The 25,125-nt window shown below is 62.3% G+C and carries 17 protein-coding genes; 11 read left to right on the forward strand and 6 right to left on the reverse strand.

The features are described 5' to 3' along the window. Window positions 1–288 precede the first annotated feature (288 nt). The 3 genes from SB753_RS05845 to SB753_RS05855 are packed head-to-tail and all read left to right on the forward strand — an operon-like array spanning window position 289 to window position 6,250. Window positions 289–3,483, forward strand: coding sequence for an efflux RND transporter permease subunit (locus SB753_RS05845; protein ID WP_410799436.1), 3,195 nt, complete (start codon window positions 289–291; stop codon window positions 3,481–3,483). 9 nt (window positions 3,484–3,492) lie between these two features. After that, a complete protein-coding gene (locus SB753_RS05850; RefSeq protein WP_410799438.1) occupies window positions 3,493–4,734 on the forward strand; it encodes an efflux RND transporter periplasmic adaptor subunit in 1,242 nt (413 codons plus the stop codon). A 19-nt stretch (window positions 4,735–4,753) separates the two neighbouring features. Continuing rightward, a complete protein-coding gene (locus SB753_RS05855; protein WP_410799440.1) occupies window positions 4,754–6,250 on the forward strand; it encodes an efflux transporter outer membrane subunit in 1,497 nt (498 codons plus the stop codon). On the opposite strand, the gene SB753_RS05860 is transcribed toward SB753_RS05855, so the two are convergent. The 6 genes from SB753_RS05860 to SB753_RS05885 all read right to left on the reverse strand — a co-directional run bounded on the left by SB753_RS05860 (window position 6,231) and on the right by SB753_RS05885 (window position 15,239). Next, entirely contained in the window at window positions 6,231–7,655 is a 1,425-nt protein-coding gene (locus SB753_RS05860) for a heavy metal sensor histidine kinase (protein ID WP_408191473.1), read from the reverse strand. The two genes, SB753_RS05855 and SB753_RS05860, sit on opposite strands and share 20 nt — an antisense overlap. Then, window positions 7,655–8,332, reverse strand: a complete 678-nt coding sequence (locus tag SB753_RS05865) for a heavy metal response regulator transcription factor (protein ID WP_027778691.1) — start codon at window positions 8,330–8,332, stop codon at window positions 7,655–7,657. Before SB753_RS05865 ends, SB753_RS05860 begins: the two co-directional genes overlap by 1 nt. 162 nt (window positions 8,333–8,494) lie before the next feature. Further along, window positions 8,495–9,976, reverse strand: coding sequence for an ATPase domain-containing protein (locus tag SB753_RS05870; RefSeq protein WP_410799441.1), 1,482 nt, complete (start codon window positions 9,974–9,976; stop codon window positions 8,495–8,497). 73 nt (window positions 9,977–10,049) lie between these two features. Beyond that, on the reverse strand, window positions 10,050–11,570 hold the full coding sequence (locus tag SB753_RS05875; RefSeq protein WP_410799442.1) for a helix-turn-helix transcriptional regulator: 1,521 nt from the start codon (window positions 11,568–11,570) through the stop codon (window positions 10,050–10,052). 656 nt (window positions 11,571–12,226) lie between these two features. Continuing rightward, window positions 12,227–14,662 (reverse strand): PAS domain-containing protein, encoded by a 2,436-nt coding sequence (locus tag SB753_RS05880; protein WP_410799444.1) that lies wholly within the window; start codon window positions 14,660–14,662, stop codon window positions 12,227–12,229. A gap of 151 nt (window positions 14,663–14,813) precedes the next feature. Further along, window positions 14,814–15,239, reverse strand: coding sequence for a hypothetical protein (locus tag SB753_RS05885; RefSeq protein WP_020066773.1), 426 nt, complete (start codon window positions 15,237–15,239; stop codon window positions 14,814–14,816). Between the two features lie 452 nt (window positions 15,240–15,691). Here SB753_RS05885 and SB753_RS05890 point away from each other — a divergent pair, with 452 nt between their 5' ends. The 8 genes from SB753_RS05890 to SB753_RS05925 all read left to right on the forward strand — a co-directional run bounded on the left by SB753_RS05890 (window position 15,692) and on the right by SB753_RS05925 (window position 25,123). Next, on the forward strand, window positions 15,692–15,910 hold the full coding sequence (locus SB753_RS05890) for a tautomerase family protein (RefSeq protein ID WP_020066774.1): 219 nt from the start codon (window positions 15,692–15,694) through the stop codon (window positions 15,908–15,910). A gap of 106 nt (window positions 15,911–16,016) precedes the next feature. Beyond that, window positions 16,017–16,523 carry a DoxX family protein gene (locus SB753_RS05895; RefSeq protein ID WP_410799446.1) on the forward strand — a complete coding sequence of 169 codons (507 nt, stop codon included), beginning with the start codon at window positions 16,017–16,019 and terminating at the stop codon, window positions 16,521–16,523. A 257-nt stretch (window positions 16,524–16,780) separates the two neighbouring features. Then, window positions 16,781–17,812: a TRAP transporter substrate-binding protein gene (locus SB753_RS05900; RefSeq protein WP_087751992.1), complete on the forward strand. Its 1,032-nt coding sequence runs from the start codon at window positions 16,781–16,783 to the stop codon at window positions 17,810–17,812. 14 nt (window positions 17,813–17,826) lie between these two features. Then, complete coding sequence (locus tag SB753_RS05905) at window positions 17,827–19,722, forward strand: TRAP transporter large permease subunit (protein ID WP_410799448.1); 1,896 nt, start codon at window positions 17,827–17,829, stop codon at window positions 19,720–19,722. A 19-nt stretch (window positions 19,723–19,741) separates the two neighbouring features. Further along, a complete protein-coding gene (locus SB753_RS05910) occupies window positions 19,742–20,821 on the forward strand; it encodes a LacI family DNA-binding transcriptional regulator (protein WP_087751994.1) in 1,080 nt (359 codons plus the stop codon). Between the two features lie 4 nt (window positions 20,822–20,825). Further along, entirely contained in the window at window positions 20,826–21,833 is a 1,008-nt protein-coding gene (locus SB753_RS05915) for a hydroxyacid dehydrogenase (RefSeq protein ID WP_410799450.1), read from the forward strand. Further along, entirely contained in the window at window positions 21,830–22,645 is an 816-nt protein-coding gene (locus SB753_RS05920) for an amidohydrolase family protein (RefSeq protein ID WP_410799451.1), read from the forward strand. The genes SB753_RS05915 and SB753_RS05920 overlap by 4 nt, the downstream gene beginning before the upstream one ends. A 99-nt stretch (window positions 22,646–22,744) precedes the next feature. Continuing rightward, the gene (locus SB753_RS05925) at window positions 22,745–25,123 is read left to right on the forward strand and encodes an ATP-binding protein (RefSeq protein WP_410799452.1); all 2,379 of its coding nucleotides are present in this window, start codon (window positions 22,745–22,747) and stop codon (window positions 25,121–25,123) included. Window positions 25,124–25,125 lie beyond the last annotated feature (2 nt).

The raw sequence follows: 25,125 nt of genomic DNA on the forward strand, positions 1-25,125 counted from the left end.
CTCCGTTGCGATTCGTGAAGGGTTGAACGGATTGTGAGCAATGAGCACTGACCCAATGCTGACCAGCGCATTACAAGCTTGTCATCTTCGAGCGCGCTCAGCGCCCCTTGCTTTCTGCCGTTGCCCGCTCGTCTTTGCTCCCACGCAGATAACAGACTTGTAATGACGCCGTCACTTACAAGTCAGTGACGGATCGGCACACTGCGACGTCATCAGCCCGCCGCATTGCATCGCTTGGACGCACCGCGGCACGGGCCATCTCTCTAGCCCATCGTCCAAGGAAATGTCATGTGGATAGTCCGACTGGCCCTGCGGCGGCCCTACACCTTTATCGTGCTGGCCGTGCTGCTGTTCATACTCGGCCCGCTTGCGATCATGCGCACGCCGACCGACATCTTTCCGAACATCGACATTCCCGTGGTCAGCATTGTCTGGTCGTACAACGGCTTTTCCGCCGAAGACATGGCGCACCGGATCACGTCGAATTACGAGCGTGCGCTCACGACGGACGTCGACGACATCGAGCACATCGAGTCGCAGTCGTTAAACGGCGTCTCAGTCGTGAAGATCTTCTTTCACCCCGGCGCCGACATCAACCGCGCGATCGCCGAAGCCGCATCGAACTCCGCGTCGATCTTGCGAGTCCTGCCGCCGGGCACCTTGCCGCCGAACATCATCACGTATAACGCATCGACGGTGCCCGTCCTGCAACTGGGCCTGTCGAGCGACACGTTGCCCGAACAGACGCTCTACGATCTCGGCAACAGTTTTATCCGCACGCAGTTAGCCACCGTGCAGGGCGCGGCGGTGCCGCTGCCGTTCGGCGGCAAGATCCGCCAGATCATGGTCGAGCTCGATCCAAAGGCGCTGCAGGCGAAAGGACTCGCACCGATCGACGTCGTCAACGCGGTCAATGCGCAAAACCTGATTCTGCCGGGCGGCACCGCGAAAATCGGCTCGCGTGAATACAACGTCGAGATGAACGGCAGCACGAAGAGCGTCGCTGCGCTCAACGATCTGCCGATCAAGACAGTGCAAGGCGGCGTGGTGTACGTTCGCGACGTCGCGCATGTGATCGACGGATATGCGCCGCAGACCAACATCGTGCGCAGCGACGGCAAGCGCGCTGCACTGCTGCAAGTCGAGAAGACCGGCAGCGCGTCGACGCTGACGATCATCCAGCAGGTCAAAGACATGCTGCCGAAAATCGCGGCCGGTTTGCCGAAAGCGCTGCACATCACCCCGTTATCGGATCAGTCCGTGTTCGTAAAGTCGGCCATTTCGGGCGTGGTGCGCGAAGCGCTGATCGCCGCATGCCTGACGGCCGCGATGATCCTGCTGTTTCTCGGCAGCTGGCGCGCAACGCTGATCATTGCGGTGACGATTCCGCTCGCCGTGCTGACGTCCCTGATTGCACTTGCAGCGCTCGGGCAGACCATCAACATCATGACGCTTGGCGGCCTTGCGCTCGCCGTCGGTATTCTCGTCGACGACGCGACGGTGGCGATTGAAAACATCACGCACCATCTGGAAAAGGGCGAGCCGTTGCATGATGCGATCCTGAACGGCTCAGGCGAGATCGCGGTGCCCACGTTCGTCTCGACGATGTCGATCTGCATTGTGTTCGTACCGATGTTCCTGCTGTCCGGCGTCGCGCGTTATCTGTTCGTTCCGCTTGCGGAAGCGGTCGTGTTCGCCATGTGCGCGTCTTACTTTTTCTCGCGCACGCTGATCCCGACGCTTGCAATGTATCTGATGCGCGCGCCGTCCAAAGAAGGCCACAATGCGCAGGGACGCTTTGCTGCAGTTGCCCGTTTCCAGGCGCGCTTCGAACGGCACTTCGAGGCGTTGCGCAACGGCTATCGTGCGATGCTGGGACGCGCGATCTCGGGACGCCGCCGTTTCGTGCCGGTCTATGTCGCGCTGTGTCTCGCGTCGCTGATCCTCGTCCCGTTCGCCGGCCGCGACTTCTTTCCCTCCGTCGATACCGGTCAGATCCGGCTGCATCTGCGCGCACCGACGGGCACCCGCATCGAGCAAACAGCGCGCATCACCGATCAGGTCGAAGCGAAGATTCGAAGCGTGATCCCGAAGGCGGAGCAGGCGGCCGTGCTCGATAACATCGGTGTGCCGGTCAGCGGCATCAATCTGACCTACGACTCGTCCGATCCGGTCGGCCCCGAAGACGCCGATATTCTGGTGACGCTGCAGCCCAAGCACAAACCCACCGCGCAATATGTCGCGCAACTGCGCAACGTGCTCGCCGCCTCGTTTCCGGGTGTGACGTTCGCGTTCCTGCCCGCCGACATCGTCAGCCAGATCCTGAACTTCGGCCTGCCCGCTCCTATCGACGTGCAGATCGTGGGCAATCAGCTCGATAAGAACCGCGTGGTGGCCGACCGGCTGCTTGCGCAGTTGCGCGGTGTACGCGGTCTCGTCGACGCACGCATCCAGCAGCCCGGCGACGCGCCGACCATCGACGTGAACGTCGACCGGACGAAGGCTATCCAGGCGGGCCTCACGCAGCGTGACGTCGCACAGAACATGTTGATCGCGCTCTCGGGCAGCTCGCAGACTACGCCGAACTTCTGGCTCGATCCGAAGAACGGCGTCAGCTATCCCCTGCTGGCCGAGGTGCCGCAGTACGACATCGACTCGCTGCAAACGCTCTCGAACATTCCGTTGACCACGAATCAGGCCACGGTCGCGCCACAGAACCAGCTCGGCACGCTCGGCACGTTGGATCGCAGCTCACAACAGGCTGTCGTCTCGCACTACAACGTGCAGCCGGTGCTCGACATATTCGCGGCGACGCAAGGACGCGATCTGGGCGGCGTCGCCGCCGACGTATCCAGAATCGTCGACGCGGCGCGCGCGCAGTTGCCGCCCGGTTCGTCGATCGTGATGCGCGGCCAGGTGCAGTCGATGAACGAGTCGTTCGCCGGTCTCGGCGCCGGACTCGTGTTCGCAATCGCGCTCGTCTATCTGCTGATGGTCGTGAACTTCCAGTCGTGGCTGGACCCGCTGATCATCATCAGCGGCTTGCCCGCATCGCTCGCGGGCATCGCATGGATGCTGTTCGCGACGCATACCACGCTGAGCGTGCCGGCTCTCACCGGAACGATTCTCTGCATCGGCATTGCGACAGCAAACAGCATTCTCGTGATCAACACGGCGCGCGAGTCGTTGCAGGCCGGCATGGAGCCGCTCGCCGCCGCGCTCGATGCGGGCTTCAACCGCTTCAGGCCCGTGCTGATGACCGCGCTCGCCATGCTGATCGGCATGCTGCCGATGGCCCTCGGCCTCGGCGACGGCGGCGAACAGAACGCCCCGCTCGGCCGCGCGGTGATTGGCGGCCTGGCATTCGGCACGCTCTCGACGCTGATGTTCGTACCCGTCGTGTTCGGGGCGGTACATGCGTGGCTCGCGCGGCGTCGCGCGGCTCGCGCTGCCGCCGTGCCGATGAATACTCAAGCTCGATAAGGAAAAGCCATGACTCAGTCCAACCTTCCGCAGGACCGCGATGGCACGGCATCGACGGAGCTTGCCGTACCCGCTCGCAACGACACCGGCGCGCCACCCGCGAAGCGCCGCGCGCTCCTGCTGCCCGGCGCCCTGCTGACGATTGCAGCGGCCCTGCTAGCCATCGGAATCGTGCCGCGTCTGCATGCGAGCACCGAACTCTCGCAACAGGTCGCCGCGCAACGCGAAACGATCGTCGATGCTGTGCGCCCAAAACCGGCGCCGGTTTCGCAGGAACTGTTGTTGCCCGGTTCCGTGATGCCGTATGCCGACGCGTCGATCTACGCGCGCACGAGCGGCTACGTCCGGCATTGGTACGCGGACATCGGCACGAAAGTCCGAGCCGGACAAACGCTTGCCGACATCGAAACGCCGGAGCTGGACGCCCAGTTGCAACAGGCACGCGCCGACGTGGCCACCGCAAAGGCGAACTACGCGTTCGCGGACAGCACCGCGCGGCGCTGGCAGACGATGTTGCAAACGCAGTCGGTGTCGCAGCAGGACGCCGATTCGAAGACGAGCGACAGCGCCGCGAAACTCGCCGCGCTCGCGTCGGCGCAGGCGAACGTTGCGCGGTTGAACGAGCTCGTGTCTTACGAGAAAGTCACCGCGCCGTTCGACGGCGTCGTCACCGTGCGCAACGTCGATGTCGGAGCGCTCGTCACCTCAGGAGGATCGCCCGGTCTTGCAAGTGCGCCGGGAGAGCTTTTCCACGTCGAGCAGACCGACCGCTTGCGCGTCTACGTGAACGTGCCGCAGGACGACGCCGGCAGCGTCACCGCAGGCACACAGGTCTATCTGACCACCCAGCAGTATCCGGGCCGCTCCTTTGCGGCGACCGTCGCGCGCAGCGCCGACGCAATCGATTCTGTCAGCCGGACACTGCGCGTTGAGATCGACGTCGACAATCGCGACGGCGCGTTGTTGCCCGGCGCGTATGCACAGGTTCATCTGGCGTTGCGCACGCAGCACCCCGCGCTCGAACTCCCGGTGAGCGCATTGCTGTTCAGACCCGATGGCGTCACGGTTGCGGTGATCGGACAGGATGGTCGCGCGCATCTTCGCAAGGTGACGATCGGCCGGGACTTCGGCACCTACGTTGAAATCGCGACCGGCGTCACGTCGACAGATCAGGTCATCGACAATCCGGGCGATGCCCTCGCGGACGGCCAGCCGGTGCGCGTCGCCGCGTCCGCGGCACGGCACGGTTAAGCGATCCAGGAGACGGCTCATGCTCACTCTTCTTCATCCATTCGCCCGTCGCAGCGCGGCTATCGTCACCGCCTGCGCGTTGACTGCGTGTTCGACGCTGCCCACGTATCATCAACCGGAAGCGGCCGTTCCCACTCAATACGCAGGCGCCGCGGCGCCCGGCTGGAGCGTCGCTGCGCCAGCCGATGCCGAGCCGCCCGGCCCTTGGTGGACGCTCTTTCACGACGCCGAACTGGACCAGCTCGAAGCGCGCGTCGACGTGTCGAATCAGACCGTGGCGAAAGCGGTAGCGCAGTTGCAGGCCGCCCGCGCGATGCTCGACTACCAGCGTGCCGGCTACGCACCCACGGTAACGGCGGGCGCGGCGCAGTCGCGCACGAGGTTGTCGCAGAACGTGCTCGGGCATTCGCTCGCCGGACAGACGGTGCCCGACTATTCGGTGGGCGCCACCGCGAGCTGGGAACCCGACCTGTTCGGCCGGGTGAAAGATGCAACCGTCTATGCGCGCGACAACGCGCAGGCAAGCGAGGCGGACCTTCAGGCCGTGCGCCTGGCGGTCGCCAGCGATCTCGCGACCGACTACTTCGATCTGCGTTCGCTCGATCGTCAGAAGAAGCTGCTCGACGACAGCGTTACCGCATATGCCGCGGCCTTGAGCATCGTGCAACAGCAGTTAAAGGACGGTGCGATCGACGCATCGGCCGTTGCGCAGGCGCAGACGCAACTGGAGAGCACCCGCAGCCAGGACACCGACATCGACGTACAGCGTGCGCAGCTTCAACACGCCATTGCGACGCTGATCGGCATGCCCGCGTCGTCGTTCGCACTGGCCAGTGAAGTGAAAAACGTGGGGTTGCCGCAGATTCCAACGGGCGTGCCGTCGCAACTGCTCGAACGCAGACCCGATATCGCAGCCGCCGAGCGGCGCGTCGCGGCGGCCAACGCTCAGATCGGCGAGGCGCGCGCCGCCTACTATCCCAACCTGACGCTGTCGGCTACGGCGGGACTCGAAAGCACGTTCTTCGCGCCCTGGCTCACAGCGCCCAGCCTCTTCTGGTCGCTCGGCGCGCAACTGGCCGGCACGCTGTTCGACGGCGGCCGCCGCGATGCCTCGTTGAAGGGCGCGAACGCGCAGTACGACAGCGCAGTAGCAGATTACCGGCAGACTGTGCTGACCGCGTTCCAGCAAGTGGAAGACAACCTGTCCACGCTGACGACACTGGCTAGCGAAGCGGACAGCCAGCAACGCGCGACATCGGCCGCTGAGCTGTCCTTGAAGCTCACGACGAACCGATATCAGGCAGGAGCCGTGAGCTACCTGGATGTCGTGACCGCACAAACCATTGCGTTGACGAATGAACGCACGCAGGAACTGATCGACGCACGGCGTGTTGATGCCAGCGTGCAGTTGCTAAAAGCGCTGGGCGGCGGCTGGAGTCGCAACTCGCTCGATGAAAGCGGGAACGCGGCGGCGACCACGTCACCGAACTCGCCATCTACGCGGCCGCAAACGTGAGGATGAAGCGTGTACCGGCCGCGTCGCTTTCGGCATGCGCGCTGCCGCCATGCAGTTCCATGATGGTGCGCACAATGGCAAGACCCAGACCCGCAGATCCGGACGCGTTCGGCTCGCTTTTGCGCGACGGGTCCACGCGATAGAAGCGGTCGAACACCCGCTCGAGCAGGGCCGGATCGATCGGCTTGCCCTCGTTCGCCACGGTCACACGCAGCGTATGCGGAGCCTCGGCGGGGGCCTGTGCATCCAGTGTGATCATGGCCCCGCGCGGCGTATAACGGAGCGCATTCGCAAGCAGATTATTGACGGCGCGCCGGAACAGTTCGACGTCGGCGCGCAACTGGCCGCCGCCTGTTACGCGAATCTGCACGCCGGCTTCGTCGGCGACGCCCTCGAAGTATTCGGCGATGCGCGACAGCTCTTGCTGCGCATCGACCTGCGTCAGCGTCTTGACGAACTGCGGGTGTTCGGCGCGGGCTAGAAACAGCACGCTTTCGATCATGCGCGACAATCGTTCGCACTCTTCGAGATTCGATGCGAGCACGGACTGATATTCATCGGCCGAACGTGGGCGTGCCAGCGCGACTTCAGTCGATCCGCGCAGATTGCCAAGCGGCGTGCGCATATCGTGGGCGAGGTCCGCCGTGTATTGCGACATCCGTTCAAAGCCGCCGTGCAGGCGGTCCAGCATCGCATTCAGCGACGCGATGAGCGCGGCCAGTTCATTCGGCGCACCATCGGCTTCGATTCGCGTGTGCAATTTGTCGACGGTGACGGTGGCCGCGCTGCGCGCCATCTCGCGCAATGGCCGCAACGACTCGCGCACCAGCAACCAGCTCATCAGGAACGCGAGCAGCATACCCGCGAGACCCGCGACATACAGCCGATCGCGATACCGGTCGAGCAGGCGCCAGCGGTCCGCCATATTGCGCGCAATGATGATCGTGACCGGCGTGCCGTCGCGCAACATCGCATCCGCAGCAAGTCCGCGCACCGGCACGTCCTTCGAGGTGCGCCACTCTGCAATATCGGCTTCGGTGATGCGTTGCGAGGCGCCGATTCGTTTCATGAGCGCAGGCGACGGCGTCGTAGTGTCGGCAATGGCCGCCGTGTTGTGTTCGAACAGCAGCTTGCGCTGCGGATCGCGCACTTCCATCGACAGCGCCAGGTTGCCCAGCACCTGGCTAGTCAGCCGGTCGCCGTGGCTGCGCAGTTCGTCGAGCGTATTGAGCTCCTGCGCGAGACGCCGCGTGTGCCGCGCGATCAGCACGATATCGAGGTCGTCCTGCTGCTTGACCTGGCGGTCCAGCGCGAAGTACAGCACGCTGCCTACCAGCGCGAATACGAGCAGCGTCGTGCCCGCGAATGCGAGTGCAAGCGTAGCGGTCAGCGAGCGTGCTGCCATCAGTCCGGCTCTTTCGCTTCGATTACGTATCCAACGCCGCGGACGGTCTGGATCAGCTTGACGGGAAAAGCGTCGTCGATCTTCGCTCGCAAGCGGCGAATCGCCACCTCGACCACGTTCGTATCGCTGTCGAAATTCATGTCCCACACGTATGAAGCGATCTGCGTGCGGCTTAGCACCTCGCCCTGACGGCGCAGAAGCAGTTGCAACAGCGAGAACTCGCGGGGCGTCAGATCGATACGCGTTGCGCCGCGTTTCACGCGCCGCCGGTTGATGTCCATCTCCAGGTCGCCGACCGCCAGCAGTTCGCTCTCTCGCGGCGGACCGCGCCGCGCCAACGTACGCACCCGTGCCAGCAGTTCGACAAACGCAAATGGTTTGACGAGGTAATCGTCGCCGCCCAGTTCGAGGCCGCGCACGCGGTCGTTCACGTCGTCGCGCGCGGTAAGGAACAGCACCGGCGTGGTATGAGTCGCGCGCAGTACCTTCAGCACGGCCCAACCGTCCATTGTCGGCAGCATCACGTCGAGGACGATCACGTCGTAGTCCTGCTCCTGTGCGAGCAGCAGGCCGTCGGCGCCGTCGTTGGCGAGGTCGACGGAATAGCCCGATTCTTCCAGGCCCTTTTTCAGGTACGCGCCTGTTTTCGGCTCGTCTTCGATCACCAGGATACGCATCACCAGCTCCGGCGTCATTGGATCAATCCCGGCATTTTAAGGGACTGGACGAATGTTACCGAAATGTTCCAAATGTTCCGTCATGCCGCGGTGTTCGAAGGCCGTCGCCTCGCTCTTTGGGTAAGTTTTTACCGGGATGTGCCCGCTACGGGCGATGGCTTCTCACTCGGAGGCGACGGAATTCGCGCCGAGCAAAGGCGTGTGTCCGGTGTAAGACGGCAGTCCCGACAACACGCCTTTGAAGTCGCTCAATACGTCGCCTACTTCGAGTCCCTTGTCGCTCAGCCGGAATTGCCGGATCGAGCGTTCGTGCATGTTGGTCCGGCTTTTGACCGCCGACACCGCAGTCAACACCGAGCCTTCTGCTTCGAAGAACCGGAACAGCAGCAATGCATCGCTCAGGTAGCTCACGTCGATATTGCTCTGGATCTCGCCGATGATCCCGTGCTGACCGAGGACGAGCAGAGACATGACGCCCTGCTGGTTCAGGTAGGTCAGCAGCTCGTGCATCTGCAGCATCAGGTATTTTTCGCCAGGCATCGCCTGCAGATATGCATTGAGGCTGTCGATAGCCACCACGCGCGCACCGTGCGTCTCGACCGCCGCCTGAACGCGGTGAGTAAATTCCCCTGGCGAAAGCTCTGCTGGATCTATCGGTTCGATCGACAGGAGACCGCTTTCCAGATGAGGCGAAAGATTCATACCGAGCGCTGCTGCGCGACGCAGTAGCGTGCCGAGCGTTTCGTCGAAGAGATAGTAGACGGCGTGCTCGCCCCGTTCGAGTGCCGTCTGCAGGCACCGGAGCACGGTAGTGGTTTTGCCCGCGCCCGACGGCCCCACCAGCAGAGTATTCGTTCCGCGTGCAAGGCCGCCGCCCAGCAGCGCGTCGAGTTCGGGCACGCCGGTCGACAGATTCTCGTGGTCGAACTGTACGTGTCGATCCCCGGCCACCAGCGTCGGGAAAACCTGAATGCCGCCGCTTTTCAACGTAAAGTCGTGAAAACCTCCCTGAAAGGCCACGCCGCGCATCTTGACGACGCGCAGACGCCGGCGCTGCGTGCCGTACTCGTGCGTGACCTGATTCAGGTTGATGACCCCATGTGCCAGACTGTGCAACTGCACGTCGCCGGCGTCGGAAGTCTCGTCGTCGAGCAGCAACACCGTGCAGTTGCGATTGCCAAAAAACCGCTTGAGCGCGAGTAACTGCCGCCGATACCGCAGCGGACTCTGCGACAGAAGCCGTAGCTCGGACAGGCTGTCGAACACCACACGTGTCGGACGAGCCTGCTCGACCTCTCGCATCACATTACGCACCGTTTCGCCGAGTTCGAGCTCGGCCGGATTCAGCACCGTCTGTTCGTATTCAGGCGTGAGCCCTTCGTCGCTCAACAACTCGACGATTGCCAGATCGTCGAGCGACCATCCGTGAGTCGCCGCAACGGAACGCAACTCGGACGCGGTCTCGGACAGCGTGACGTAGAGACCGGTATCCCCCAGGCGTCGACCTTCGAGCAGGAACTGCAGTGCAAGAGTCGTCTTGCCCGCGCCGGGCGGCCCTTCGACCAGGTAGACCCGGCTTGCCGTAAGACCGCCGGCCAGGATCTCGTCGAGGCCGGCAACGCCGGTTGATACGCGGCGGTCCATGTGACTGCCACGGAGGTCAGAACTTTGATTTTCCATGAGAGGTAAAAAGACGCCGGCTGTGCCGGCATCGGAGTCAGGAAGAACGTCGGGAAGCGCGTGCCGCAGGGCGCGTGCTTGCAACGCCGCCAGCCGGCAGGCCGTGTTCGCGCGCCCAGATGATCGCCTCGCTGCGGCTGTGCAGACCGAGCTTCGCGTATAGCGTGCTCACGCGGCTGCGGACGGTGTTCGGAGCCACGCCGAGTCTCGTGGCAATTTCCTTGTCGGCAAGTCCTTCGCAGATCAGCGCGAGAACGTCGCGCTCGCGCGGCGTCAGGTCTGAAATCGCCGCATCGATCTTGCCGGGTGCCGTCCCGCTGCGGATATGACGAAGCTTGTCCAGAATCGACCGGCTGAACCACGACGCGTCCTGCATGACCGCTTCGATCGCGAGAAGGAGTTCGAGCTCGGTGCGTTTGCGCTCGGTGATGTCCTGAAACACCATCAGCACGCAGTCGTCGCCATGAATGGGGACCGACTCGGCGGAGATCAGGCAGTCGACCGCAAGCCCGGCCCGCGTGCGCACCTTGAACTCGACGTTGCGCAGGTTGCCCGACGTGGCGAGCATCTGCTCTATCTTCGCGTGCGCATCCTCCGCGTCCCAGAAGGTCGATTCTTCGAGCGTGTGACCGACAAGTTCTTCGGCCGCGAAACCCGTGGCGTCGAGAAACGCCTGGTTCGCCTCGAGCAGCCTGAGCGAATCACGTGCGTACACGATGGTTGGAATCGGAGCCATCCTGAACGCATTCGCAAACTGCTCCTCACTGCGACGCAGCGCTTGTTCGGCCTTTCTGCGCGGCTCGAGATCCATGAACGTGAAGAGCATGCACGGCTCGTCGGCGAGATCGATCGGCTGTCCGGCGACGATAACCAGCTTGGACTCCGAGTCCGCGAGGCGCAGCAACGCTTCCATTTGCGGAATCGTCTGCCCTGCTGTCAGACGCTCGACGGCCAGCTCCTTCTGCGAAGCATTTTCCAGAACATCCAGTTCATAGACCGAACGCCCGATTACCTGCTCGCGTGTATAGCCCGTCATCTCGACAAAGCCGCGGTTGACCCTGATGAAGCGCAGATCGCTGAGCCTGCAGATAACGGCAGGAGCCGGGTTTGCGCCGAATGTCTTTTCGAAACGCTCTTCCGCGCTTGCCCACTCGGTTGCATCGTGCAGGATGAGCACGAGACAATCCGGCTCGCCGTCCGTGTCGGTAATCACCAGACTTCGCACGCGGTGAACCCAGCGCGGCTCTGCTTGCCCGGCGGGTGCGACCTCCACCAGTACGTCGCTAAAAGATTCACCGGCGACCACGCGATCGATCGGGTAACTGCCTGGTTCGATGCGGTGATTGTTCCGGTAGCGAAGCTGGAATCTTTGGCGGTACTCGGACACATTCCGGCCGAGTTCCTCGATGCTGCTGGCGCCATGCATGTCGAGGGCGGCCTGATTGGCCCAACGAATGCTCTGGTCGGGTTCTATGAGAATGACCCCTTCGCTCAGGCCTGCGATGATCTGCTGGAGCTGACGGCGGTCAGTTTTCGGGCGTTGCACGGAAGCGTCCATCGCGGCTGGCTGTTCTGTTCGGGCGCCGCGTCGCGGCAAGGTTCAAGGACGAAAGCGCCCACGGCGGCGCACCGGCGCATTCGCCGGTTACAACCGCCTGGGTCGCGCACACGCCATGGAAATCGTCCCGAACGGCATATGCGGCAGCGACATGCAGAACGTGCGGACAGGGTCTTCCCGACGCGTTCGCTATCGCGAGATTATCAGGGATGTATTTACCGACCGGTAGCCGCAAATGCACCCAAAGCGTGGGGGCAATTGCATGTTGACAGCAAATGATTCTGCCCTCTTAGCGCCCAAAGGTCCGGTTCCAATGTCGGTCGGGAACTTTCCGAGCGCCGCTCTTCCTTACCTTATGAAAGACAATGGTTTTGTTTGGTGCAAGACGGGAGACAAAAATGAATCACTCACGAGGAAGGACGACTCAGACCAGTGAAGCGCAAGGCTCGGTGAAGGAAGCGATCGGCAAGGTAATCGGCGACACTCATGCGGAAGCAGAGGGGGCGGCCGAGAAAAAGGCCGCGAGAGAACGACGCACACAACGATCCACGCAACGATCCACGCGTGAAGAAGCGCGGCGGGCGCACGCAGGACCTCGATCACGTTCGTAGCGTTGCGCCGCCGCTCGGTATGCTTCAGCCGACGTCATTGGGAACCTAGATTCGGAGCAATTCCCGAATGGCCCTGAAGAGACTCATCGGCTCGACGGGCTTCGGCATATGCAGGTCGAAGCCGGCCTGCAATGCACGAGCTCTGTCTTCCGGACGCCCGAAAGCTGTCACCGCGATCGCGGGCGTCTGATTGGCCTGCTGCCGCAGTGAGCGGATAAGCGAATAGCCGTCTTCGTCCGGCATGCCGATGTCTGAAAGAATGACGTCGAATTGCTCCGCATCGATCTGCCGGCGCGCTTCGGGCGCCGATTCGGCACCCCGCACTCCGGCTCCAGCGGACTCCAGCACGGCGAGCATCGCATCGCGCACGTCCGCTTCGTCTTCGACCAGAAGCACTCTGATGCCGGCAAGCGCTTCGTCGCGGGACGATGTCACTATGTCGGTCAGCGGCGGTCCAGCCGGTGGCTCTCTATCTTCGGCCAGCAAAGGAATGTGAACGACGAAAGTGCTTCCGCGCCCGTCGCCTTCACTTTGGGCCGTGATCGATCCGCCATGCAGCGTCACGATGCTCTTCGCGATTGCGAGACCAATACCGAGCCCGCCGAAGCGGCGTGTCGTCGCCTGTGAAGCTTGTGCAAATGGCTCGAATACGTGGTTGATGAAAGAAGCTGGAATTCCCGCTCCATTGTCCTCAACCCGTATCTCCGCCCAGTTGCCGGCGCGACTGGCAACGATATCGATTTTCCCTTCGGCCTTCGAGTACTTCAGCGCATTGCTGAGTACATTGGAAAACACCTGACGCAGCCGGAGCGGGTCGCCCTCCACGAGCAATGTGTCTGAGAGCCGCGGCACGATCTCGACTCCTTTAGCGCGCGCAGCCAACTTAACGTCACTGATTTCGGCGACGAGCAGCGGCACGAGGTCCACCTCGCTCGAATTGATGAACAGCTTGCCGGCGGCGATCCGGCTCAGATCCAGCAGGTCGTCGACAAGCCGCGTTTGCAGTTCGACGTTGCGATCTATCGCCTCGATGCCGCGCGCGATGAGTTCGGGGTCGGTGTTTTCGTGTTGCAGAAGATAGAGCCACGATTGCATCGCATTCAGCGGCGTTCGCAGCTCGTGAGACACGGTAGCAAGAAAGGCATCTTTGAGCTGATTGGCGTGTTGCGCCTCTAACCGCAACAGCCGCTCGTTTGTCAGAAGCCGGTCGCGCTCCATTTCAAGCGCCTTGTGAGAAGAAACGTCGATGGTGATGCCGTCGAACCGCAACGGCCGACCCGCTTCGTCTACATGTGTTCGTCCCTTGGCACGAATCCACCGGATATCGCCCGATGGCGAAGCGGTTCGGTATTCGATGTCGTAAGGCACACCTTCGTTGACCGCCTTCTCGACAGCGTCCCGGGTTTTTTGCCTGTCGTCCGGGTGAATCCTTGCGTAGAACAGGTCAAAGCCAACCTCGGCGTTTGCAGGCAGCCAGAAGTGTTCCTTGCACTTGACGTTCCAGATGATCCGGTCCAGCGGAATCGGACAATGGAACGTGCCGATTTCGGCTGCCTGGATCGACAGGTCGAGACGCTCGCGTTCTTCCGTGAGACTTTGCGCGTTGATTAGCGTTTCTTCGACATCGGTAATCATCCCCACCCATTCGTAGATCGCGCCGCTCTCGTCATGCGAGCCCGCCGCGCGAATCTGACAGCGTCTGTAGGTCGAAGATGCGGCGTGCCACAGCCGGACGTCCGCGCGATACGGCCCGTCTGTTTCGAGAGACTTGTTCAGCGCTGTCTGCGCCACGAGCCGATCGTCCGGATGGATCATTTCGGCCCACCCATAACCTTGGTGCTTCTCCCAAGGCTGCCCGGTATAGCTTTCCCACGAAGGTTGCGGCACCACGAATCTGCCCACGGCATCGCACACGTAGGCCGCCGAGCTGGCTACCTTCACCAGCGCGTGATATCGGGCCTCCAACAGCAATCGACGCAATTCCGAATCGTCACGAGAGTCATCGTTCCCGGACGCGGCGGCGCCCTCTAACTTTCTGCCTGCCGATGAAAGCTCGCCCGCGGCGTCTTTGGACTTCACCAGCACCACCATCGCTGGAGCCATGTCGATGGCATCGTCCACGGCAAGAGGATTGAATTCGATCCGCCACGTGATGCCCGACTCAGAACCCACAGCACCCTGCGCGGCGTCCGCATCGATCACAGCGTCGGCAATGACGACGCTCTGCGTTCGACCTTCTTCAAATGCTCGGCCCGCGGCCGCCAGAAGTTTTGCTCGCGACGCCTCCCTCGACAGAACCGGCAGCTTTCCGATGACGAGAGAAACAACACTCGTGGACACCGACGGTGACGGGCGATAGTCGAACAGGTCGCTGAAACGGACGTTAGCTTCAATTACGGTCAAGTCACGAGCGAGCACTGCACACGCAGCGGGATTCGCCTCTAATAGCGCGACAGCCAATGCTCTAGTGTTAGCAAACATACACAGTTCCACCGCAATCGAAATCTTCTAAAGTTGCCTGCTCAACGGTCTCCACGGCCTGCGCAGCGCGTTCGCGGGTGCCGTTGGCGCTGGCATGATTAAACGTATCCGCCACCGGTCGAGCTGACCAGGCGCGGCGCTTCGTCATGTGTCATTGCGCACACACAATTGCGGTTAGCACCATCGGAATCACCGAATGAGTGACGGCATGGCTGCCCGCCGCAGCCAGTTCACGCTGCACCGACTCGGACGAACCGAACACGACCACGCCATAGAGCGGCGCGGACGCTGGCTTGCCGGTGCCGGCCTCGAAAAGCGGATCGCCGGGCTGATATCCAAAAATCGCCTTCACCCGGAAACCGAACGCGGTCAGATGTGCACCGCGAGTTGGGCGGAACGCGTTGACTGAATCCGGCTGAACGCGGTTGGCTGGCGTCTCAATCGATTGCTGATCGACCAGTTCCTCGACGAAGTCATGGGGCGTGCCCTCGCATGCCATTTCCTGATCCAGTGCATGACTGAATGCCGGTGTCGACAAAAAGAGGGCGGGCGTCAGCAGCCATAAAAAGAGTCGCATTGGGTACTTTTTCAAAGTCATCGTTACCCCGGTTGTAGTCCTTGTCTTGCATCAACGATAACTGCATGCAACCGGCCTGGCTGCAAATGCGTCAGCATTATTTGTACCGACTCGCTATCGTCCGTCGCGATCAGGCAAACATTCGCGTGCAGCAGCGGTCCGCCCGGCGCGCAGCCGGTGCTCCTTGACGATGCAACGAATCGTCTGACGACACCGGTTTTGGAGCTAAACCGACTTACGTCCATTTCCAGGTGACGCACTGTTGGGCAGCAAGCAACACCGCGCCGTCTACAGCCCCTTCGCTCACTCATTATTGATCGACCTCGAATGCAGTTGTCCATCTGCCACTCTTTATCTCAAGGCGGGCAACGACAAAAATGCGGTCAGTCATGCCGGACCGCCCGGTGCCGCGACATGCGCCTTGTCAACGAGGCATCTACAGGAGAAGCACTATGCCGTTTGCAAATTACAAGTTCCCGGAAGGCATTCTGGATCACGCGCGCAAGGAAGAAATCATCCATCGCACTACGGCGATGTTCGTCGAATACTTCGGTGAAGGTGTCCGCCCGTATTCGATGGTTCTTGTCGAGGAAGTTGCCGACGGAGGATGGGGTCGCGCCGACGAAACCCTGACGCTCGAAAAAATGGGACTCGCTCCGAAGTCGAAATAACTGTCGTTCGGGGAACGCGCAGGGTTCACCGGACTACTCGTTCCGGTCCGTGCGCGGTCCGGCACGCTGCTCTCACCGGTCTTTTCAATTCATGCGGAGCCTGGCTATGGATCTCGACACGCAGGAACTCGACACCCGCAACGCAGATGCGACGGCTCCGAAGCTGATCATCCCGCAACTCGGCCAGCTCTATCGGCTCTTTGATCCTGTGTCATACGCCGTATTGCGACTTGGTTTCGGCATTGTCCTTCTCACCCACGGACTCCCGAAGGTGCTCGGCCACTCACATGGATCAATGGACAATCCATTGGCGAGTTCCATGCGGCTGATCGATTCCAGACTTCACCTTCCGGCAGCGGAAATGCTTGCCTATTTCGTGACCTTCCTGGAGTCGGGCGGCGCGTTGTGTATCGCCCTGGGATTCATGACGCGCATTTTTGCCGCAATGATCACGTTCGAGATGATCGGGATCTGCTTCGTCCTCGCGCCGGCATGGGTCTGGCTGGACAAGGGCATGGAATATCCCGTCCTGATGGGCTTGCTGGCGCTGCATATTGCGTTCAAGGGCGCCGGCCGATATTCGATCGACAAGGCCATCGGCAGAGAAATTTAACGCACGCAGCTTGGTGCGGCGTTGACCATCGCGCGCCGCGAACCGCTTGTTCACGCCTGTAACGCGGTCGCTTTATGCGGTGTGCCAGTGCGCCGCGCCTCATAGTCAACCACCGCGTGCACCGGGTAAACGCCCATTTGTTCCAGCGATGCCGCGATTTACTGTATCGATACACTAAATCGATACAGTCGCGCGTTCTGTCTTGCCGCGCCCGACAAACTCGTCCGCGGTCAACGCGGCATCCAGGAGACAACACCATGCATTCCATTTCCCGGCGACGGTTCCTTCAGACTGCTTCGGCAGCTTCGCTTGCAGCCGCGGGCGCGGGGTTTCCCGCGATCGTGCGTGCGCAGCCCGCCGCCACGTTGCGGCTGTCGTCGTCCATGCCTCCCAACGAAAACGCCGCGCACTACGTGTGGTATCAAAACCTCGCTGCGAACCTGAAAGCGAGCGTCGGCGATCAGATCCGGATCGACTACTTCCCGAACAACCAGCTCGGCAAGGAAAGCGACGTGGTGCAGCAGGTGAAGGTCGGCGCCGTCGACATGATGGTCACCGGCTCGTCGATCTGGGCGACCGTGTTGCCGGAACTGGGCATGCTCGATCTGGGCTATGTGTTCGACAGCTTCGACCACGTCGGGCGCGCCATGGACGGCACCGTCGGCAAAACGTTCGACACGATGCTGCAACAGCGTGCGGGCTGCTCGGTCGTCACGTGGGGCTATTCGTTCGGCGCGCGCAACGTGTTCACGAAGAAGCCCACGCAATCGCTTGCCGACATCAAGGGCGTGAAGCTGCGCGTGCTGCCCACGCCCGCTTTCATGGAAACCTTCAAGCTGATGGGCGCTGTACCGACGCCCATTCCAATCGGCGAGTTGTACATGGCCGCGCAAACAGGCGTCGTCGATGGCTTCGAGCATGACTGCGCGACCGTGCTCGCGAGCAAGTACGACGAAGTGGTGAAGTCGTGCTGGCAGACGCAGCATGTGTTCAGCCCGCTCGTCGTCGCGATGGGCCGCCGCGCGCTGGCGAAGATTCCGGAGAATTTGCGCCCCGCGTTTCAGAAAGCGGCGCAAGACGCGACGGTGAAGCAGCGCGTCGTAGCCATCGAAACGGCTGCCCGCGCCGAGCAGGAGTTGAAAAAGCGCGGCATGACGTTCTATCCGATGTCGAAGGCCGACCGCGATACCGCGCGCGGCGAGATGCAGTCGCAGCTGTACGCGAGCTTCTCGAAGCAGTATCCCTCGACCGCGCCGCTCTTCAGCGCAATCGCCGCAGCGCGCGGCTAACGAGGCAGCACACCATGACCACTTTCTCCGCGACGCCCGGGCCGGAAACGCAACTCGCCGCGCCGGGCTTCGGCCATGAGACCATGCTCGCGCGCGGCCTCGCCCGTCTCATGCGCTGGATCGAATACCTGTGCGCGGCGGTGCTCGCGGCCGATGTGCTCGTGGTGTTCCTCTCCGTGATCTACCGCTATTTCCTGCATGATCCTTTCGACTGGGCCGAGGAAGTCGCCGGCGCGCTGATGATCGTGCTGGTGTTCTTCGGCGCCGCCACGGTGCTTGCGCGCAGTCAGCACGTCGGCGTCGACCTGTTTCGCGGCATGCTGCCAAGGCGCTGGCAGCCCGCGCTCGTTCATGTGGGGCACTGGGTAATCGTTGGCGTCGCGGGCAATCTTTGCGTGTCGTCGTGCCTGCTGCTGGTCGATTCGTACGGTCAGATGACGCCGAGCGGCCTCCCCGCATGGATCAACGTGTACCCACTCGTCATTGGCAGCGTATTCATGACGATCTTCGCGCTCGCCAACGCGGTGAACGGCGCGCGCAAGACCGTGCTGGGCACATTGATCGGCTGCCTGTTGCTCGCGGCGGCGGTGTTCGCGTGGAACGCCTCCGTGCCCGCTCACGCGATCAAGCCCGGCTCGCTGCTGATAGCCGGCTTCGTCGGCGCACTGGTGCTCGGCGTGCCGATCGGCTTCGTGCTCGCGTTCTCGGCGCTGCTGTATTTCCTCGCGGACCCATCGCTGCCGATGCTCGTCTACTCGCAACAAGTAATGGCCGGCACCGACCATTTCGTGCTGCTCGCTATTCCGTTCTTCGTATTAGCCGGCCTGCTGATGGAAACCAACGGCATGTCGTCGCGACTGATCGAACTGCTGCTGCGGATCTTCGGGCGCGTGCGCGGCGGCCTCGGGCTCATCACTATCATGGCAACGGCCTTCTTCTCCGGCGTGTCCGGTTCAAAGCTTGCGGATATCGCGGCCGTCGGCGGCGTCGTGATGCCGGCAGTGCGCCAGAGCAAGGAAGATCCGAACGAAGCCGCAGCGTTGCTCGCCTGCAGCGCCGTGATGGCCGAAACCATTCCGCCGTGCGTGAACATGATCATCATGGGCTTCGTCGCGAACATATCGATTGCGGGGCTGTTCCTCGCGGGCGTGGTGCCGGCAGCCGTCCTTGCGGTGGCGTTGGCGATCGTCGCGGTGATTTTCGGGCGCCGCATCAATCTCGCCGATGCGCTCACCAATCCTCGCGCGTGGATGCCGCTGCTCGGCGGCGCGCTGGTCGCGCTCGTCATGATCACCATGATCGGCAAGGGTGTGACTTCGGGTATCGCGACGTCGACCGAAGTGTCCGCATTCGCCGTGGTCTATGCGCTTATCGTCGGCTGGCTGGCGTTTCGTGAACTGACGCCGAAATCGGTGGCACGGGTATTCGTGCGCTCGGCATCGATGGCGAGCAGCATTCTCTTCATCGTAGCGGCGGCCTCCAGCGTGTCGTTCGCGCTGACCATCGAGCAGATCCCCGCGCTCGTCTCCGATTCGATGATCGCCTTCGCGCATCAATACGGTCCCACGATGTTCCTGCTGCTTTCCGTGCTGATCATGATCGTGTTCGGCGCGGTGCTGGAAGGCGCACCCGCGCTCATCATCTTCGGCCCGCTGCTTACTCCGATCGCCACGCAACTCGGCATCAACCCGCTGCATTTCGGCACGGTGATCGTCGTCGCAATGGGCCTGGGTTTGTTCGCGCCGCCGGTCGGCCTGGGCCTCTTTGCGACCTGCGCCATCACCGGCACGGAAATGAAGGCTGTGGCGCGTCCTATGCTCAAATATCTGCTGGTGTTGTGCATTGCACTGGTGGTGCTGGTTCTGGTGCCATCCTTTTCGTTGTGGTTGCCGACCCGGCTCGGCCTGTAGCCGGCAGATGCAAAACCTTATGAGCACCATTCAGGATGTCGCCCGCGAGGCCGGTGTATCCGTGAGCACGGTATCCAACGTACTCAACGGCCGCACCGACCAGATGCGTCAGGAAACGCTCGCGCGCGTGCAGGCCGCGATGAGTTCGCTGCAATATCGGCCGAGCACGCTCGCGCGTCAGCTCAAGACGGGACAGACGCCGCTCATCGGACTGCTCGTGCCGTCCATCGCCAATCCGATGTACGGCTATATCGCACGCGAGGTCGAAACGTATGCACAGGAGCGCTACGGCTACCGTGTGATGATCGGCAACACGTATCGCGATCCGGCGAAGGAAGCGTCGTTCTTCGAAGACCTGCTGTCGCAAGGCGTGCGGCGCGTGATCGTCATCTCGTCGCTTGCGAACGAGCGCCATCTGGAAACCGCCGTCGAACGCGGCATGGTTGTTGTCAGCTACGACCGCCGCGCGACCGAAGGTGAGACCACGCGCGTCGAACACGTCACGCCGGACAACTTCGAAGCAGCGCGCATCGCGACGCGCCATCTGATCGCGCACGGCCACGCGCGGCTCGCCTTTGCAACGTTGACCGGCGTGACGATGAGCCGCCGCGACAAGATCAACGGGTTCCTCTCGGCAGCACAGGAGGCGGGGCTATCAGAAGAGGCGCGCGTGCTCGACAGCGGCCCGGTGAACGAATACGGCGACTCGATGATTGCTGAGAACGGTCGCGCGCTCGCGCGCCTGCTCTCGCAAGACGACGCGCGCCCGACCGGCATTGTCGCGGTCAACGACCTGATGGCGCTCGGCCTCATGGCAGGCCTGCGCGAGTGCGGACTGCGCGTGCCGGAAGACGTGTCGATCGTCGGCATGGACGGGCATTTCCTCGCGGCGATTTCAAACCCCGCGCTCACAACCGTGCAACTTCCGGTGCCGGCGATGGCCGCCGCAATGGTGGAGCGCGCGATGCGTCCGCACGACGAACCCATGCCTGCGTCGGAGCAGGCGCTGTTCACGGACATCACGCTCGTGGAACGCGAATCGGTCGCGCGCCCGGGCAAAACCGCGGCGAAAGCGAAGCAAGCCAGAAAGACAGGATAAGGACATGAACAAGGTATTCGTGAGTCATCCCCGGCACATGCTGGATCATTACTTCGGCACGCGCGCCGCGGCGGCGCTGGCGAAGTTCGCCGACGTCACGTACAACCCCGAAGATCGCGAGCTGACGCTTACTGAACTCGCCGACGCCGCGCGCGAGGCCGATGTCATCATCGCCTACCGGCAGACGCCCGCGCCGCGCGCGTTGTTCGAAGCGCTGCCGAAGCTGGCCGCCTTCGTGCGCTGCGCGGTGGATATCCGTACGGTCGATGTAGATGCCGCGAGCGAACTCGGCGTGCTCGTCACGCAGGCGAGCGCAGGCTTCATACCGGCCGTGTCCGAGTGGGTGATCGGCGCAATGCTCGATCTCGCGCGAGGAACCACCGCGTATGCAGAGGCGTACCACCGGCACGAATCGCCTGCTCCGAAGATGGGCCGCGAGTTGCGCGGCAGCACGTTCGGCGTGATCGGGTATGGGCAGATATCGCGCTACCTGTGCCCTCTCGCGTCGGCCTTCGGCATGCGCGTGATCGTGTCCGATCCGTATGCGACGATCGGCGACACGCGCGTGCAGCAAGTCGGCCTGGACGATCTGCTCGCCGAGTCGGACTTCGTCGTCTGCCTTGCGCCCGCCACGCCGCAGACTGCGAACCTGATGAACGCGCAGACCTTCGCGGCGATGAAAGCGGGCGCGTACTTCATCAACGCGGCCCGCGGCGAACTGGTCGACGACGCCGCTCTGCTCGCCGCGCTGGAGCGTGGCCACCTGGCAGGATGCGCGCTCGACGTGGGCCGCGCGGCAGATCAGATGCCGTCGCCTGAGTTGGCGGCCCATCCGCGCGTAATCGCGACGCCGCACATTGGCGGACTGACGCCGGGCGCCATCGAGCATCAATCGATGGAAACCGTCGCGCAAACCGAAGCCCTGTTTCAGGGCCGCGTGCCTGCGGGCGCGGTGAATGCGGCGCACGCGTATCGCCTCTCAGGCTTTGCCATGCCGACGGACGCGCGATGACACGTCCAATCGACTTCGAAGGCGCATGCGATTGCCACATCCACGTGTACGAGGAAGGCTATCCGCTCGCGGCGAGCGCAACCTTCACGCCGCCTCCGGCACCTGCATCGGCATATCGCGAAGTGCAGCGCGGGCTCGGTTTGTCGCGCGCGATCGTCGTGCAACCGACGGGGTACGGCTTCGACAACCGCTGCACGCTCGCGGCCATCGCTCAGTTGGGCGACGGTGCGCGCGGCGTCGCAGTCGTGCCGCCCGACGTCAGCGATGACGAATTGCAGCGCCTGCACGATGCCGGCATACGTGGCGTGCGTTTCATGATGCTGTCGGGCGGCGTACTGCCGTGGAGTGTGCTCAGGGATATGTCGGCGCGCATCGCTCCGATGGGATGGAATATCAACCTGCAGCTCGATGGGCACACGCTGCCTGCCCATGAAGCGATGCTGGCGAGCTTACCGTCGAATCTTGTTATCGATCATCTCGGCAAATTTCTCGCGCCCGTCACACCGGAAAGCGAAGGGTTCACGTCGTTGTGCCGCCTGCTCGACGGTCCCCGTTGCTGGATCAAGCTGTCCGCGCCCTATGAAAGCTCGCGCAACGGCTCGCCTGATTTCGACGACGTGTCGTGGCTCGTGCGCACGCTTTCAAGCCGATTTCCGGAGCGCGGCGTGTGGGCGTCGAATTGGCCGCATCCCAACGTAAAGCCCGTGCCCGACGACGCGCGCATGCTCGACTGGACGATGCGGCTAACGGAAAGCGACGAAGTTCGCCGCAAGATGCTTGTAGATAATCCGGCTGAGTTGTATGGGTTTTAGGCGAGTTCCAGACGCGCCGGGCCCACACATTTCGATCTGCAGTTCAAGTTCCGATGAAACGAATATGCGAAAATACAGCACACCGTTTCCGGAGCAAGCATGGCAGAACTGCCTTATTCCGCTTCATCGGCAGCTGAGGTCGACTGCGCGCGAGAACCCATTCATATCCCAGGCGGCATTCAGCCGCACGGCTTTCTGTTCAGCATTGCCGCAGACGGAACGTTGTTGCAGGTCAGCGCCAATATCGCGAGCCTGACAGGCTCGCCCGCGGAGAACACACTGGGCGGCTCGATCGAGAGCATTCTCGGCGAAGAATGGGCGGCCCGCATCGTCAACGGGCTTGCCTCGCAGGTCGATGACGGCATCCCGCTTTACATCGGTTCGATGAGCGACCCGCGTGGTGACGAGGCATCCGGGCGGCCCTCGCCCTTCGCCGTTATCGTGCATCGCTACCAGGGTGTCGCGATCGTCGAACTCGAGCCGGCGCTGGGAACCGGCGACGTGTTTTCGTCGATGTATCCGCTCGTGCGCACATTCATCAACCGCCTTGAAGAGGCGAACAGTATCGAGTGTCTCGCGCAACTCGCCGCCGACGAAGTGCATCGCATCACCGGTTACGGCCGCACTCTGGTCTACAACTTCGACGAAGCCGGTATCGGTCACGTGATCGCAGAACACGTCGAACCGGGGTACGCGTCTTACATCGACCAGCACTTCCCTGGCTCGGACATTCCAGCACAGGCGCGTGCGCTATATATACGCAACCGCATCCGCTTGATTGCGGACGCCGGATATCAGCCCGCGCCGCTCGTGCCGTCCTTGCACCCGTCGACAGGCAAGCCCACCGATCTGACCTATGCTTCGCTGCGAAGCGTATCGCCTGTGCACGTGCAGTACATGAAGAACATGGACACGATGTCGTCCATGTCCATGTCCATCGTAGTTCGCGGAAAGCTGTGGGGCTTGATTTCCTGTCATCACGATAGCGGGCGCGTTCCGCCTTTCGAAGTACGCACCGCGTGTGAACACATTGCACAAGTGCTGTCGCTGCAGATCGAAGCGAAAGACGAACATGCCGAAGCCGCATACCGACTCGAATTGCGCCGCACCCTCACGCGGCTTCTCGGTGCAATGGCAGACGCAGACAGTTTTACCGACGCGCTCGTCAACGATCCTGGCGATTTCCTCGGACTGACCGCATCAGACGGCGCAGCCATCGTCGTTGACGGTCGAGTGCTGCTCATTGGCAGCACGCCATCCGAGGCGGACGTCGGGAAGCTCGTCGAATGGCTGGATACCAAGTCTCAGGAGACGTTCGAAACCGACGCCCTAGCGTTCACCTGTCCGGTCGTGCCAGCCAATCCAGGTTATGCCGGCCTGCTGTCCGTATCGATTTCGACGTTGTTCCGGAATTATGTGCTGTGGTTCCGCAAGGAAGCCATTCAGACAATCAAATGGGCGGGCGATCCGCGAGAAAAGCTCGCAAGTCTTTCGCCTTCGCTGTCTCCGCGCAAGAGCTTCGACGTCTGGACGGACACGGTACGCGACCGATCGCTCGCATGGCGCCCTGCTGAACTGGAAATTGCTTCGGAATTCCGCACTGCCTTGCTCGGCATCGTGCTGCGCCGGGCCGAAGAACTCGGGCAACTCGCGCACGAACTCGGACGTGCGAACGAGGAATTGCAAGGTTTCTCCTATACGGTATCGCACGATTTGCGTGCGCCTCTTCGGCACATCGCCAGCTTCGCGGATCTGCTGCGTCAGATGGAAAGCGGCGCGCTGTCCGAGCGCGGCCAACACTTTCTCGAGCGGATCATTTCATCGGCGAAATTTGGCGGCGAGCTGGTAGACGACCTGCTGGCGTTCTCGCAGATGAGCCGCACGGCGCTGCGTCCGCAACTGATCGACGTGCAGGAACTGGTCGACTCCCTGATCGCCGACGAACTCAAGCACGCGTCCGAGCGCAACATCACGTGGCACGTGGGCGACCTCGGCCAGATTACGGCGGACCCTGTGCTGATTCATGTCGTGCTGCGCAATCTGATCGAGAACGCCGTCAAGTTCACCGCGACGCGCGATGCCGCTGTAATCGAAATCGGCCGTTACGCAGGGGAAGATGCACTAGCCGGCCACGACGTGTTCTTCGTGAAAGACAACGGTGTCGGTTTCGACATGCTCTACGTCGGCAAACTTTTCGAAGTCTTCCAGCGCCTGCATCGCATGGAAGAATTTAGCGGAACCGGTATCGGCCTCGCGACCGTGAAGCGGATCGTCGAACGTCATGGCGGTGAGGCGTGGGCGGTCGGCGAAGTGGACAAAGGGGCAACCGTGACATTCTCACTGCCCCGTTCGCTTGCGGCTGTTGCAACGGGGAACGAAGAATCGCCGGCAGTCTCCACGGCACGCCCAGACAACTTGCTGGCGCAAAACCGGACGCGGTCTGATCGGAGAGCTGAAACGAAGATGAAAGGAGAATGAAC

It is taken from the genome of Paraburkholderia sp. SIMBA_053, assembly GCF_046534895.1.
Lineage (GTDB): Bacteria > Pseudomonadota > Gammaproteobacteria > Burkholderiales > Burkholderiaceae > Paraburkholderia > Paraburkholderia caledonica.